This window comes from Streptomyces sp. NPDC002309 (assembly GCF_053593375.1).
The window spans coordinates 72,726-87,648 of sequence record NZ_JBSFCI010000014.1 but is presented as its reverse complement, the minus strand read 5'-3'; the positions used below and the strand labels follow the sequence as shown (position 1 = coordinate 87,648).

General features: G+C 68.3%; 9 protein-coding genes. 5 read left to right on the top strand and 4 right to left on the bottom strand.

Annotated features, from left to right (window positions below; genetic code table 11):
• Nucleotides 1–10: 10 nt before the first annotated feature.
• The gene (locus tag ACWCPM_RS14300) at nt 11–1,996 is read right to left on the bottom strand and encodes an N-6 DNA methylase (protein ID WP_450976446.1); all 1,986 of its coding nucleotides are present in this window, start codon (nt 1,994–1,996) and stop codon (nt 11–13) included.
• Between the two features lie 167 nt (nt 1,997–2,163).
• Here ACWCPM_RS14300 and ACWCPM_RS14295 point away from each other — a divergent pair, with 167 nt between their 5' ends.
• The 4 genes from ACWCPM_RS14295 to ACWCPM_RS14280 all read left to right on the top strand — a co-directional run bounded on the left by ACWCPM_RS14295 (nt 2,164) and on the right by ACWCPM_RS14280 (nt 12,149).
• Nucleotides 2,164–3,081, top strand: a complete 918-nt coding sequence (locus tag ACWCPM_RS14295; RefSeq protein ID WP_450976445.1) for a serine/threonine-protein kinase — start codon at nt 2,164–2,166, stop codon at nt 3,079–3,081.
• A gap of 99 nt (nt 3,082–3,180) precedes the next feature.
• Nucleotides 3,181–4,446, top strand: coding sequence for a protein kinase domain-containing protein (locus ACWCPM_RS14290; RefSeq protein ID WP_450976444.1), 1,266 nt, complete (start codon nt 3,181–3,183; stop codon nt 4,444–4,446).
• Nucleotides 4,447–4,584: 138 nt separating this feature from the next.
• Entirely contained in the window at nt 4,585–7,836 is a 3,252-nt protein-coding gene (gene drmD, locus ACWCPM_RS14285) for a DISARM system SNF2-like helicase DrmD (protein ID WP_450976443.1), read from the top strand.
• Nucleotides 7,833–12,149: an Eco57I restriction-modification methylase domain-containing protein gene (locus tag ACWCPM_RS14280; protein WP_450976442.1), complete on the top strand. Its 4,317-nt coding sequence runs from the start codon at nt 7,833–7,835 to the stop codon at nt 12,147–12,149. The genes drmD and ACWCPM_RS14280 overlap by 4 nt, the downstream gene beginning before the upstream one ends.
• 85 nt (nt 12,150–12,234) lie before the next feature.
• Here the strand turns inward: ACWCPM_RS14280 and ACWCPM_RS14275 are convergent, their stop codons facing one another.
• Both ACWCPM_RS14275 and ACWCPM_RS14270 read right to left on the bottom strand, forming a co-directional pair.
• Complete coding sequence (locus ACWCPM_RS14275; RefSeq protein ID WP_450976441.1) at nt 12,235–12,441, bottom strand: DUF397 domain-containing protein; 207 nt, start codon at nt 12,439–12,441, stop codon at nt 12,235–12,237.
• Entirely contained in the window at nt 12,438–13,232 is a 795-nt protein-coding gene (locus tag ACWCPM_RS14270; RefSeq protein WP_450976440.1) for a helix-turn-helix domain-containing protein, read from the bottom strand. Before ACWCPM_RS14270 ends, ACWCPM_RS14275 begins: the two co-directional genes overlap by 4 nt.
• Before the next feature lie 297 nt (nt 13,233–13,529).
• On the opposite strand from ACWCPM_RS14270, the gene ACWCPM_RS14265 reads away from it, so the two are divergent.
• Nucleotides 13,530–14,057 carry an ATP-binding protein gene (locus tag ACWCPM_RS14265; RefSeq protein ID WP_450976439.1) on the top strand — a complete coding sequence of 176 codons (528 nt, stop codon included), beginning with the start codon at nt 13,530–13,532 and terminating at the stop codon, nt 14,055–14,057.
• 29 nt (nt 14,058–14,086) lie between these two features.
• Here ACWCPM_RS14265 and ACWCPM_RS14260 read toward each other — a convergent pair whose 3' ends face one another.
• Nucleotides 14,087–14,785, bottom strand: coding sequence for an 8-oxoguanine DNA glycosylase OGG fold protein (locus ACWCPM_RS14260; protein ID WP_450976438.1), 699 nt, complete (start codon nt 14,783–14,785; stop codon nt 14,087–14,089).
• Nucleotides 14,786–14,923: the final 138 nt, after the last annotated feature.

Sequence of the window (14,923 nt, the reverse complement as noted above, 5' to 3'; positions counted from 1 at the left end):
ACGCATGCCGTCAGACGGCCAGTCCGCCCACCGCGAGTCGATCGCTCACATCGTTCACCAGCCCCTTGCCCAGTCCTTGAGCCTCGGTGAGCAGGTTCTCGAAGGTCCTGAGCCGACGGAAGGTTTCGGCATACCCCGCTTGCTCCTCCAGAGGGAGCTGAAGCACCTGAAGGCGCCGGATGTCGATCCTTGACGAGCTCGATGCGTGGGTCCCTGCCTGGCGTCCGTTGGCGGGCGCACGCAGACAACCGGCGAGGAAGTGGGCATCCAGCTTCTCCGGGTCCACCCGCAAGGCGTAGAGCTGAGGGCCCAGGGCCACCGGGGTGCCCTCGTGCACCCACGCCTGGAACGCCCTGACCACACCGGCGACCACGACATCGCCCTGCTCGACGACAGCGTTGGCCGAGCCGGCGGGGACCCGCCCTCTGGGAGCGCCGTCCATCAACAGGTCGGGGACCGTCAGGAGCGGAACGGTGGTCTCAGGGGAAGGCGCAGCTGTCTCCGAGGGCTGTTGCCCGGCCAGGAGTGTGAGGGCGCCGGCCTTGACGAGGTCCCCGACTGTCGCTGTGACCTGCGGTGTATCGCTCTCGAAACCGAGCTTGGACAGATGCTGCACATGTCCTGCGAGGTCGGTCAGGAAGCCGCCCAACTGGCCCCATGAAGCCGCCATTTCGACGCCGGAAGGTTCTGTGCTCGACGCGGTGTAGCGCCCGGGGGTGACATCCACCTCGTCGTCCAGCAGGTCGAGCAGGGGGACGCGGACGGCGCTTTCCGGTGGATCGGCGTCCGGGTGGTCGAGGACCTCCAGAGCGGAGAGGACGAAAGCGCCGAGAGCATCCCAGTCCGGTCCTGGCTCGCGCGCGCCGGGCCGTGCGAAGCCCGTTGCATCGACAAGCAGCGCGTCCTGAGCGGGACCGGCGGGAACCGGGCTGTCCGGGGCGGCTCTCAGGACCCACAACTGCAGTGACACACTGTGCGGTTGCGCGCTTCCGGGCGGCAGCGCCACCACCGCGCGAAGCACCCCGGTACGCAGGAGCGAGCCCCGGATGCGGCGGCCCGCCTTGCGGGACGCGACGGCGGGCGGAAGGACGACGACAGCCGTCCCGCCGGGTTTGAGGTGGGAGAGCAGGTGCTGTACCCAGGCCAGTTCCGGTTCGGTCCGTGGGGGCAGTCCGTGAGTCCAACGCTGGTCGGTGGCGAGCTCCTCGTAGCCCCAGTCACGTTCGTTGAAGGGGGGATTGCACAGCGCGATGTCGGCGCGCATCCCTGCGAAGGGGTCATCGCGCAGCGCGTCTGCCGTGGCGATCTCCGTACGGATGTTCCGGTTCTCGGTGATGAATCCGAGCCGGGAGGAAGCCAGCGCCGCGAGTGCCGGATCCCTTTCGCACCCGAGCACCACCAGACCCGGACCGTCGTATTCCTGCGCGGCCGCGGCCGACAGGTGGCCTGTACCGCAGGCGCAGTCGAAGACGGTAAGCCCTTCTCCATCCCTCCCCAGCCTCGTGGTGAGGGCGATCCGGGTCATCAGCGAAGCGAGCTGTGAGGGCGTGGTGCTGAGTTGTCGTACATGCGTCTCGAGCCATCGTTGCAGCAGGAACTCAAAGGTCTCGCGTTGTCCCTCGCTCCGCCCCAGTCGTGCTGCTTCGCCTGCCAATTCTCTTGCTGTGCCTGAGAGTTCGGATTGGGCTACCCGAGCGCGAGGAGCGCGCATCAAGCGGACCGACTCGGCAATGGCCAAGCCCGACTCGTCCCTGCTGCCGAGCGCCTCGAACCGCGGCCAGAGGAACTCACGACCACCGAAGTCCTTGAGCTTGCCGTTGTCCCGCAGCCACTGTTCCACCTCTGCCAGTGAGAACTGCGGACTGACGTCGGTGCCGCCGATGCGGGTGGGGAAGGAGTCATGGCGGCGGCGCCAGTTGCTCACGGCCGCGCGTCCCACACCGGCGATCCGGGCGATCTCGGCCAAACTGACGGGTACGGCCTTGGGTGTACTCATCGAACAGTCTCCGAGGTGCTGGGCCGGCAGCGCTGGTCAGTGTCCCGGCGGCGGTGTTGCGTCGAAGGCTACTACGCTCATTGACTTTGTTCACAGTGTGAAACTGCGAGGTCGATGTGTGGGAAGTGTGGAGGAGGAGAGGAATGTCGGATTTCGCGCCGGGAACAGTGCTGCGCGACCGCTATCAGCTGCAGTCGGTTCTCGGCCGGGGCGTGATGGGGCAGGTCTGGCAAGGGCGTGATCTCTCTCTCGAGCGGCCCGTGGCCGTGAAGACGATCGCGGCGGAACTGCTCGCCGTCCCGGCGAGCCGCGAGGAGGCGCTGGCTCGCTTCAAGAGAGAGGCGCAGGCTGCGGCGAGGCTCGACCATTCCAACATCACCACGGTCTTCGACGCCTCGATCACGGACGACACCTGCTGTCTGGTCATGGAACTGATCGAGGGCACCACTCTGGAATTCCTCTTCGATCAGCAGGAGGACGAACGATTCGACGTGGCCTCTGCCGCGGCCGTCGCCGCCCAGCTGTGTGCCGGACTGTCCGCGGCCCACGCCGCCGACCTCGTCCATCGTGACCTGAAAACACAGAATGTCATGATCCGGCGAGATGGCGTCGTGAAGATCCTCGACTTCGGACTGGTGAAACTGCTCACCGACGCGGACCCGCGCCTGACCATGACCGGTGAAGGCATCGGCAACATTCTCTGCGCGTCCCCCGAATTGCTTTCCGGTCGGCACCGGCTCGACGGCCGCAGTGATCTCTACGCCGTCGGTTGTCTGCTCCACCACATGCTCACGGGGAGAGCCCCGTTCGCCACCGGCCAGCCGGCGCTCCTCGCCTCCCGCCATCTGAGCTCGCCTCCGCCCGTCATCTCCGATGCGGGGGTGGAGGTTCCCGAGGCCTTGCAGGAACTCGTCACGGCGCTGCTCGCCAAGCGTCCGGACGACCGCCCGTCCTCCGCGACCGAGGTCTACGCGGCTCTCGCCCCCTACCTGCCGGAACCGGCGCCCGGTCTGGCCACCCGCCGCGGTCTGCCGGAGGATCCCCGCCGCCCCTTCCTCGTACCGCAGGGGCCGAGGCCCGTGTGAACAGTGAGAGGATGACCCAACTGACCGGGTGCGCCGCGTCGCCCCCGGTCGCAGGGGGTGTGGCAGGCGCCGCGGGCGCCGGGACTGGGGACGGGCGCAATGCGGCGAAGCCTTGGACGGTACGAGCTCACCCACGAGCTCGGCCGGGGAGGTATGGGTGTCGTCTGGGCGGCATGCGACCGTGACCACGGTCGGGAAGTAGCCGTAAAACTCCTCGCGCCCCGCAGCCGCGGCGCCGAGCTCACGACACTGGAGCGCCGATTCCTCCGTGAAGCGCGCCTCACCAGCCGACTGGATCACCCGGGCATCCCGGCCGTCCATGATCACGGCAGCCATGACGGCGAGCTCTATCTCGTCATGGATCTGGTCCCGGGCCGCGCCCTTGACGCCGTTCTCGAAAGCGACGGCCCACTCTCCGTCGAGCGGGCCGCGGATGCCGCGCGCCGTGTCGCCGACGTGCTCGCCTACGCCCACAGCCAGAGTGTGGTGCACCGCGACCTCAAGCCGTCGAACCTGATGATCACCCCGGACGGTGAGATCAAGGTCCTCGACTTCGGTGTCGCGGCCGCCCTGGAGCCCCAGCCCGGCGAGACCCGCTTCACCGCGGCCAACGCCACCCCCGGCACGGTCGTCTACATGGCACCCGAGCAGGCCGTGGGCAGGACCGTGCCGGCGAGCGACCTCTACTCGCTCGGCTGTGTCCTTTATGAACTGCTCGCCGGAGACCCGCCGTTCACCGACGGCAGCCCGTTCATGCTGTACCACCGGCACGCGAACGAGCCGGTGCCCCCGCTCGCCGACCGTCGTTCCGGTGTGCCGGCCGGCTTGCGTACGCTGGTGGCGGCGTTGCTGGAGAAGAAGCCCGAGGACCGACCGGCCTCCGCGGCCGAGGTGGCCGCTCTGCTCGCCGCGTGGGCCCCGGCCCGGCCCGGCTCGACGTCCGTGACGGCGCTCGCGCATCCGCGTCTCGCCGAGATCGCCGCCCTGCGCCGGGCGGGCCGCCCGGCCCGCGCCCTGGAGGAGTACGAGGAACTCATGGCCGTCCCCGGCCTCGGCCGGGCCGACTTCCTTGCCGCCCGAGCCGGAGCCGCCCTGTGCGCGGGCGTGCTCGGCCGCACCCGTGAGGCCCTGGACGAGCTGAAGTCGGTCCTCGCCGAACAGCGCAGCCTCCTCGGACCGGGCGACCCCGCGGTGCTGGACACGCGGTACGAGATCGCGGTGCTGCTGGTCCGGACGGGAGAGCGCCACGCGGCCGTGGAACTGCTGCGGCGCCTGGTCGGCGACGAAGAGAGGGTCTTTCCCGCGGATGACATACGCAGGGGACGTACCGGCTCCCTCCTGGACCGGCTACGACGTATGTCCTGAAGGGGTGCCCCGCACCATTGTTCTGTAATCTCTGTTCACAGTAAATCACTCATGTTAGTCTCCGGCTGCACCGTTCCGGTGGGGAGGCAGGACACTGTCTACGGACGGCAGCGGGAGACACCGAGGGGAACAGCGCCGATGACGCCAGCAGCTCAGGGTGAGACCGAGCGGACGGGGGCGGCGCAAGCGCTCCCCGAAGAAGGAAATCTGGTCGAGGTGCGCGGCCAGTCCTGGGTGGTCGCCCGCGTCGAGCCGTCCCCGGCCGCCTCCGACGGCGAGGAGGACCGGCGCCCCGCGACCCTGCTCCATCTCCAGTCCGTCGCCGACGGCCGCTTCGGCGACACCCTCTCCGTCATCTGGGAGGTCGAGCCCGGCCGCCGAGTCCTGCCCGCCGGCTCCCTCCCTGACGCGTCCACGGGCTCCTACGACTCCCCGAACCGCCTCGCCGCGTTCCTCGACGCCGTGCGCTGGTCCGCCGTCGCCTCCGCCGACGCCAGGACCCTTCAGGCCCCGTTCCGGTCCGGCGTCGCCGTCGAGCCGTACCAGCTGGAGCCCGTCTCCCGCGCCGTCGGCGCGCCCCGCGTCAACCTGCTCCTCGCCGACGACGTGGGCCTCGGCAAGACCATCGAGGCCGGTCTCGTCGTCCAGGAGCTGATGCTGCGCGGCCGGGCTCGCCGCACCATGGTCGTCTGCCCGGCCGGCCTCACCCTCAAGTGGCGCGACGAGATGGCCGAGAAGTTCGGCCTGGAGTTCACCATCGTCGACTCCGAGCACTGTGCCCGCCTGCGCCGCACCCACGGCACGGCCGCCAACCCGTTCCGTGTCCACCCGCTCACCATCGTCTCCCTGCCCTGGCTGCGCGGACAGAAGGCCCAGCGCCTCCTCGACGAGGTCATCGGCGCCCCCGAGGAGAGCTCCGACGGCGAACACAAGCGCTTCTTCGACCTCCTCGTCCTCGACGAGGCCCACCACGTGGCGCCCGCCGCGCCCAAGCAGGTGTACGCGGTCGACTCCCAGCAGACCAAGCTGATCCGGCGCCTCGTCCCGCACTTCGAGCACCGCCTCTTCCTCTCCGCCACCCCGCACAACGGCTACCCCGAGTCGTACACCGCCCTCCTGGAACTGATCGACGACCAGCGCTTCGCCCGCGGCGTCGACCCCGACAAGGAAGCCCTCAAGGACACGGTCGTACGACGCCTGAAGTCGACCATCACCGAGCGGGACGGCGTGACGCAGCGCTTCCGCGGTCGCCGGATGCACGACCTCTCCGTCGACTACACCCAGCAGGAACGCGCGATCCACGAACTGCTCGGTTCCTTCGCCGAGTTGCGCCGCAAGAAGCTGAACCCGACGGCCCGGGGCGGTCGCCGCGCCGCCGACCTGGTGACCCTGCTGCTGAAGAAGCGGCTGTTCTCCTCCCCGGCCGCCTTCCTCCACACCGTGCAGGTCTACCTCTCCCACGTGGAGGACACCGGCCCCGCGCGCGGCCGTACGGCGGCGGCCGAAGTCCCCGAGTGGCTTGAGGAGTTCGCCGACCTCGTCGCCGATCTCGACGACACCGGCCTGGTCGACGCCGAGGACGACGCCCTGACCCGCTCCACCTCGCTCACCCCGGCGGAGGACGGTCAGGAACTCGACCTGCTCCAGGAGATGGAGCGCTGGGCCCTCACCCACGAGGCGGCGCCCGACTCCAAGGCGGACGCCCTGATCCGCGAACTCAAGGCGATCTGCCGGACCTCCGACGGCAAGCACTGGACGAACGAACGTGTCGTCGTCTTCACCGAGTACCGCGACACCCAGAAGTGGCTCCACGACCTCCTCCAGCAGGAGGAACTGACCGACGGTGGCCGCGTCGAACGCCTCCACGGCGGCCTGTCCGCCGAGGAGCGCGAGCGTATCCGCCTCGGCTTCCAGACCGAGCCGTCCCGCGCGGAGGGCAAGGTCCGCATCCTGCTGGCCACCGACGCCGCCGGCGAGGGCATCGACCTCCAGAACCACTGCCACCGCCTGATCAACTACGACATCCCCTTCAACCCCAACAAGCTCGAACAGCGCATCGGCCGCATCGACCGCTGGGGCCAGAAGAAGGACCCGGAGATCACGCACTTCATCGGCTCCGGCTGGCAGCAGGCCCAGGCCGGCTCCTACGAGGCCGACCTGGAGTTCCTCTCCCGTGTCGCCAAGAAGGTCGCGCGCATGGAGCACGACCTCGGCTCCGTCAACGCCGTCCTCGCCGACGCCGTACAGCGCCGGATGACCGGCGACACCGCACCGGTCGACATCGACAACGCCAAGCCGAAGACGATCAAGGGCCGTCGCACGGGCGGCGAGGTCGCCCCCGAGCAGAACGTCACCGCGCAGACGAAGCGCCTCGCTGACCAGTACGACGACACCGTCACCGCGCTCGGCCTCACCCCGGCCAACGTCAAGCGGGTCGTGGACACCGCGCTGGCACTGGACAACCAGCCGCCGCTGCTGCCGTCCACGCTCCGCGCGGAGGACTTCGAGCCGGGTGACCTCTTCGACGTACAGCCCCTGTCCGGCAGCTGGGAGCGGGCGACCCGCGGCCTCGCCCACAAGCTCCGCGAGGGCGAACAGCGTCCGCTCACCTTCTCCTCGCGGGTGGCCGCGCACGGCAGGGACGACGTGGTCCTCGCCCACCTCAAGCACCCGCTCGTGGCCCTCTCCACCCGCCTGCTGACGGCGGCCGTCTGGAACGCGGACTCGATCGGCCTCAACCGCGTCACCGCGGTCGTCTCCGACGACCCCGCCGTGACCACGACCCTCGTCTCCGCGTACGCGCGGTACGTCCTCGTCGGCACCGACGGCACCCGCCTGCACGAGGAAGTCCTCTACGCGGGCGGCTGGTTCGGCGACACCGGCCGCTTCCGCCGCTGGGAGTCGGTCAACGAACAGGGCAGGGTCCTCTCGCAGGCGCTCACCGAGGGCATCGAGGCCGCCCCGCACCTCCGCAAGGAACTCACCGAGGCCTGGGCCAAGCTCCGCGATCCCCTCTACCGCTCCCTGGAAGCCCGCTCTGGCGAACTCGGCCGCCAGCTGGAGAGCAGGCTCGCGGAACGCCGGACGGAGGAGGAGCGCCGCATCACCGGGACCCTCGACCGCTTCGAGGCCACCCTGCGCGCCAAGCTCAAGGAGGAGGGCGAAGGCGAGGGCGAGCAGCTCGCGCTCCTGTCCACCCACGAACTGACCGGCCACGAACGCCGCCAGTTCGAGGACGACCGCCGCCGCTGGCAGGAACGCCTGGAAGGTCTCCCCGCCGAACGCGAACGCGAACTCGCCGCCATCGCCGCCCGCTACCGCGAGCCCCGCTCCCACCTCTTCCCCGCCGCCGTCGTCTTCGTGATCCCCGCAAAGGAAGCCCGCCGATGAGCCCCCGCCAGATGAGCGCCGGAGTCGCCGCCGCCAAGGCCAAGGCCGCCGACGGCCGCCGTCAGCACCAGGAGTGGCTCGACCTCACCGAGGTCTCCGGCCCCTTCCTGACCATGCCCGTCCTGCTGCGCGCCTGGCCCCAGCTCGATGTTCTGGAGAAGGACGAACGCGCCCGGATCCGCGCCCGGCACGCCGACTGGCAGACCGACACCACGGCCGGCCGCGACGAGTGGGTGGCGTATGTGCTGGGCCGCCTGCTCGGTTGGGGCGACGCGTTGACTTTCCGGCAGGGCGATGCGGAGCACCACGGTCTTGACCGCCTCACTCTGCGGGTCGCGGAGCACAACACCGAGGTACGCCCCGACTTCGCCCTTGTCGAACCGGGCGCGGATCTCGCGATCGAGCCGGACGTGGCGTCGGCCGCCAAGCGCGTACGCCTGCTCGGCATGACGGTCCCGGCCGGTACGGCCCCCACGGCCCGCGTCGGCGGTGGCGGCGACTGGTCCGCGGCCCCCGCCGACCGCCTGGCCCGCCTCCTGCGCCATCACGGGGTACCGCTCGGACTGGTGACCGACGGCCGCTGGTGGTGCTTGGTCTGGGCCCCGCTGGGCGGCGTCACGACGACGGCGGTGTTCGACGCGATCGACTGGAACACGGCTGCGGACCGGAATCTCGTTCGGGCGTTCGTCTCGTTGCTGCGCCGCCGTCGCTTCTTCGAGTACGACGACGCCGAGACGCTGGTGGGCCTGCTGAAGGCGAGCCTCGCGGCGGGCGAGGACGTCACCGAGGCGATGGGCGTCCAGGTCCGCCAGGCCGTCGAACTCCTCGTGGACGCCATAGGGCGCGCGGACGTCCGCGCCATCGAGCACGGGGCGCCGGGACTGCACGCGTCGGGCGTCGGCGCGGGCGAGGTCTACCGCGGCGCGGTCGCGGTCATGATGCGCGTCGTCTTCCTCCTCTTCGCGGAGGAGCGAGGTCTGCTCCCGGCCGACAACGAGGTGTACGCCCGCTCCTACTCCGCCCGCTTCCTGCGCGACGAACTGAAGGCGCGGGCGGACGAGGAGGGCGAGACGTCCCTCGAACACACGACGTCGGCATGGCACCGCCTCATCGCCCTCTTCCACGCCGTACACGGGGGAGTGGACCACCCGGGTTCCGGCTTCCACCTCCCTGCCTACGACGGCTCGATCTTCGACCCGGACAAGTTCCCGTGGCTGGAGCGAACCACCCCGCTCCTCGCGATCGACGACCGCACGGTCCTGCACATGCTCCAGGCCGTGCAGGAGGTCCGCGTCGGCAAGGGCAAGGACCGCGAGGTCCGCACGCTCAGCTTCCGCGCGCTGGACGTCGAGCAGATCGGTTACGTGTACGAGGGCCTGCTGTCCTTCGACGGACGCAGGGCCGTCGAGCACATGGTGGGCCTGATCGGCCCCGAGGGCCTCGAACACGAGGTCACGCTGCGGGAGTTGGAGTCACTGGCGGCGAAGGCGGGCGGTTCGCTGTCCGGCCTGGCCAAGTCCATCCACGAGAAGTGGAAGGACCCGAAGCCCCCGGCGACGGCGGGCCAGTTGGAGAAGAAGCTGGCTCCGCTCGGCACGGAGGCGGCGGCGGAGGCACGGCGCCGGCTGAACGCGGTCACCAAGGACGTGGCGCTGACGGAGCGGCTGTTGCCGTTCGTCGGCATCCTGCGGGACGACCTGCGGAGCCTGCCGACGGTCATCCCGAACGGCGCGCTGTACGTCACGGAGTCGTCCCTCAGGAAGAACACGGGGACGCACTACACGCCCCGCTTCCTCGCGGAGGAGGTCGTGCTGCACGCGCTGGAGCCCCTGGTGTACGAGCCGGGCCCGCTCCAGACGGCGGACACGGGGGAGTGGCGCCTCAAATCTGCCGACCAGATCCTGGACCTGAAGGTCGCCGACATCGCGATGGGCTCGGCGGCGTTCCTGGTGGCGGCCTGCCGTTACCTGGGCGACCGCCTGATCGAGGCGTGGGAGTCCGAGGGCCGCGCGGACGCGATGGCGTACCGGGCGGGGCGGGCCGTCGACGCGGTGACGTCCGCGGACGCGGAGCAGGACCCGGTCGTGGTCGAGGCGCGTCGCCAGATCATCGAGCACTGCCTGTACGGCGTCGACATCAACCCCATGGCCGTGGAGATGGCCAAGCTGTCGCTGTGGCTGGTGTCGATGGATCCGGGCCGGCCGTTCACCTTCCTGGACGACCGGCTGGTGGCGGGGGATTCGCTGCTGGGCGTGCACACCATGGAGCAGATCCAGTCAGTGCACATGAAGCCGAGCGGACAGACCGACGTCCTGGCCGAGCAGGCCCGGCAGTTGGTGGACCAGTTGACGCGGGAGCGGTTGGCCATCACGGCCATCAAGGGCGTGGACCTGCCGGCGCTTCAGGAGAAGCGGGAGCGCCTGGAGGAGGTCAACCGGCATTCGCGGAGGCTGCGGTTGGTGGGGGACCTGATCGCGGGGGCCGCGCTGGCTACCTGTGCTTCTGGGCGGGTGCCTTGGTACGAGGAGGACGGTGGGGATCGGGTCAGGGATCTGTTCCCCAGGGCTGCGTGGATCGTGCAGCGGATCATGGAGGACGGGGTCGAGGACGACTCTGAGGTGGTGCGGGCGGCTCGGGATAGAGCGGAGGGCTGGCTGGAAGCGGAGGTGCCGGAGGAGGCTCTGGAACGGCAGCCAGTGCATTGGACTCTGGTGTTTCCGGAGGTGTTTACCTTGAGAGGTGGGTTCGATGCGATTGTTGGGAATCCGCCGTTCCTGGGTGGACAGAAGCTCACGAGTGCGATGGGCGAGGCCTATCGCGAGCACGTGATCGACTACCTTGCGAGCGGCAAGCGCGGCAGTGCTGATCTGGTCGCGTACTTTGAGCTACGAGCGCATCAGCTGTTGAACGTCGGTGGGCAGACGGGCCTGATCGCCACGAATACTCTGGCGCAGGGTGATTCTCGCGAGGTCGGTCTTGACCAGCTAGGGTCAGCGGGGATCACCATTCGCCGGGCTGTCAAGAGTAAGCGGTGGCCGTCTAGTTCGGCGGTCCTTGAGTACTGTGCGGTGTGGACCAGCAGGACGCCACTGGCGGAGGAAGCTCGTTGCGTCCTGGGTGATGCAGTGGTGCCAAACGGAATTTCCACATCGTTGAACCCGGCGACCAGGGAGTCGTCGTGGGTGGAGCCCCTGGAAAACAATGACGGAGTATCTTTTATCGGTTCGTATGTCCTGGGTATGGGTTTCACGCTGGATGAGTCAGAGGCGCACGCCTGGATCGCAGAGGACAACCGATACGCAGAGATTCTTTTCCCGTATCTCAATGGGCAGGACGTTAACCAGCATCCGAGGCATGCTACGGACCGATGGATTATTGACTTCCAGATGCGTTCCCTTGAAGAGTCGATGTGCTACGACAAGGCTATTGCTAAAGTTATTCGCGAGGTGAAGCCGGAGAGGGAAAGGAGTAAGGACAAGAGTCGGCGAGAGATTTGGTGGCGATTTACTCGTCCCGCTCCGGAGATGCGCAAATCTATCGGGCGACTTGATCGCTGCATGGTAATCACTCGACATACTCATGTCGTGATGCCGGCGATGGTTACGACTGCGCAGGTGTTTAGTGACGCCACGGTTGTGATCGCGTCTGATGACCCAGCACTGCTGGCTGTTCTGTCGAGCGCTCCGCACTATTGGTGGGCCCTCGATCGTGCTTCTACTATGAAGGGTGACCTCCGGTACACCCCCACGGACGTATTCGAAACGCTCGTGCGGCCTCCACTCACCGACCGTCTTCGTGCTGCTGGAACCTGTCTCGATGGATATCGTCGCGACTTCATGGTCACCCGCGGTATGGGTCTAACTGCCACCTACAACCTGGTTCACAACCCTGATTGTCAGGATGAGGGCATCGTTGAACTCCGGCGCATCCACGAGGAGATCGACAGAGCGACTGTCGAGGCGTACGGCTGGTTCGACCTGCTGGACGAGTCCAGACAGACTCAGCCGGCGGACCCGACACACGAGACCTTCCTGCTCGATCATGGCTTCCACGAAACCGATCAAGGTACTCGTCGCACCATCGGCTTGCTCGCCCGAACCGAGATTGTCGATCGTCTACGCCGATTGAACCACCAGGCCTACGCCGATGAGGTGCACCTCGGTCTACTCAAGGGCGTGACTGTCGATAAGGCGAGGGAGAAACACCCCGACCTTCCCCCGCCATCGTCCGAAGCTATCCGGAAGCGCATGGAGCAGCTGGCCGCGCGAGGTGGGTCGGATTTCGGTGAGGGTGCTGAGGGCGCCCTATTCTGAGCCGTCGGCATGGCAATGGGCTTGCTCGCGTCACCTCAAGTCACGTGAGCGAGCCCGTTGTTTCGCTCAGAAGCCGTGCTCGGCCCTACTTCGCCGTGAGCACCATGAACGCCGCCCACTCGTCCCGGCTGATCCGCAGAACCGGCCTGCCGCCCACGGTCTTCGAGTCCCGCACGAGCACGGCGTCCAGGCTGACAGCCACCTCCACGCAGTTGCCACCTCCCGAGCCGCTGTAGCTACTCTTGAACCAGCGCAGTCCGTCCGCGTTCTCGGATCCCCGCTCCACGCTCATGTCTCTCCCACCAGCCGTTCGATGAGCCGCGCAGACTCGACGCCGTTCAAAGCCTGCGACCGCAGCTTCCCATAGCGCAAGCCGAAGGCGCTTACCTCTGCTGGATCATGCACCACACATCCGACATCCTGAGACTCGATGTAGCCGAGATGCTGGTGCTCCTTGGTCTCCAACACCACAAACGGGCCGTTCAAGCCGGGGTGGATCCCGCATGTGGCAGGCATGACCTGGACCTCCACGTTCGGCAGCACCCCGACTTGCAAGAGGTGTTGCCATTGTTCGCGCATGACGTCCCTGTCGCCAACCGGATTCCGTAGTGCCTCCTCGCCGATGATGAACGACAGCTCCGCGAGCGGCACTCGCGTCAGTGACCTCTGCCGCCCCAGCCGCGCTTCTGCGTGCTGGTCGATGATCTCCTCATTCAGCGGCGGGCAGTGCCCGGCGAACAGGGCCCGCGCGTACGCCTCCGTCTGCAACAGCCCCGAAACCAGCAGTGGCTCATACTCGAACCGGCTGACCGCCTCCGCCTCGAACAGCGCGAAGTTCCTGAAGAACCGCGGCAACTTCGCCCGATCCACCTCCCCCTGAAGCGCCTCCAGAACCCCGCCCGCCTCCAGAACCCGTTCCGCCGCCGCCGTGAACGCCGCCTTCGCCGGCCGTCGCCCCTGCTCGACCGAGGCGACCTGCTCCAGCGAGTACCCGATCGCGTCCCCGAGTTGCTGCTGGTTCAACCCGGCCCGCTTGCGCAGGTACTGCAACAGCACCCCGTACGCCGACCACACGCCAGGCACATCGGGCCCTTCGTCCTTCGTCTTCGCGCCGCGCCTCGTCCGCGTGTCCCCTACGTCCCTTACCGTTCTCACAGCCCCACGCCCTTCCGTCCTGCTCCGCGCCCCGCCACGGCCGCGCTCGCCACCGGTCCGTGTCCAACGCGACACGCGGGAACCGGGATACGCGCCGCACCCGTACAACGCCGGTACAAGCCCCGTACAACCCAGCCCACAGCCGCCCACCCACTCCGTACGACGAGAACGACGTACGGCTGTCATACCTGGTCAGCGGGTCATGCGCCCCACCACGCTGACACTGTGACGCACCAGCACCTCACCGACGAGGCGAAGCCGCCTCTCACGCCCGCCCGCCAACTGACCCTGTGCTTCAGCGGCACCAGACGCGGTGCCCGCCTCGCCCGCCAACTCGCCGTCCAGCAGTTCACCGAGTGGACAGCCCTCCCGTACGACTCAGACCGGGCCCGCGCCGTCGCCCTCGTCACGGCCGAGCTGACGTCGAACGCGGTCCGCCACGGCAGCCTCTCTGGTCGGGACTTCAGGCTCGCGCTGCTTCTCCTGCCACACGCACTCCGCATCGAGGTGACCGACACCCGTCCGGAGCGCTGTCCTGGACCCGCCGCTCCCGCCGCCTCGCAGTCACTCGACGCCCCGTCGGGACGGGGGCTGCTGCTGGTGGAGGCGTACACCGAACGCTGGGGCTGGGAATGCCTGGACGCCCACACGAAGACCGTGTGGGGCGAAGTGGCGCTCTCGTCTTCGCCCGAGGCGCAGGAGGCGACGAATTCAGCGAAGAGTCTCGCGCATCCCTCCCGCACAGTGACTTGATGACCTCTTGAGTTCCGACGAGGCAGGAGTCAGGGCAGGTGCCTGCCGTGGGAGAACAGCGCGGCCTCGACCTGATCCGGCAGCACCCCGGCTACTCCCGCATAGTCGTGGGCCAAGGACAGATACCGGCCGTAGCGTGGTGTCGTCCACCCACCCCTGGACCACTTCACCTCTGCGTCGGCAGCCCGCAGGGACCGCGCGACGACACTGTCCAGGATCAACGGACGCCAAGGGCCAACTGGGTGATCGTGACCAGCGAAGTACAGCACCTTGGTGAAGAACGCCGGTCCGAGGAACTTGATCCGTTCGTCGTTGTTGAAGGCGAAGTACGCCCTGACCGCTCCCTCCCGCCGCAGCACGCGGAGGACGGCGGCCAGGTGCGCGTCGATGTCGGAAGCGGAGGACGAGGTGAAGATGCGGGTGTGCCGGGCGACCGACCGGGCCTTGGTCCCACTGCCCCAGACCAGCGAAGCGGTCAGAAGGTGTCGTCGTCCTTCCACGGTGTCCGCGCGGCGCGAGATGTCGAACACCGTGCTGCGGTCGACTCGCGCCCTGCCCGCGACGATCGGGCACGCGTCGAGTTCGCCGGGCCACCAGCCTGAGTCGGGCAGAAGAGACACCCAGCGCGCCCGGTCGAACGGGATCGCCTGGCCGAGTACGTCGTCACGGCCGGGAACGGGGCTCCCAGCGGGCAGAATGACCGTCCCGGATGTCCTGTCTGCTTCCATGGTTCGAGTGTTCTGCATCGATGGCGTCTCGTGTGATGGCGTAGGCAAGTGTTACGTGTTCCGTTTACGAGGCTCCAGGCGATCTTCGTCGAGACGATGGCCCACGAGGCGCCCTGCTGCTGGGACGAGTTGAGCGCC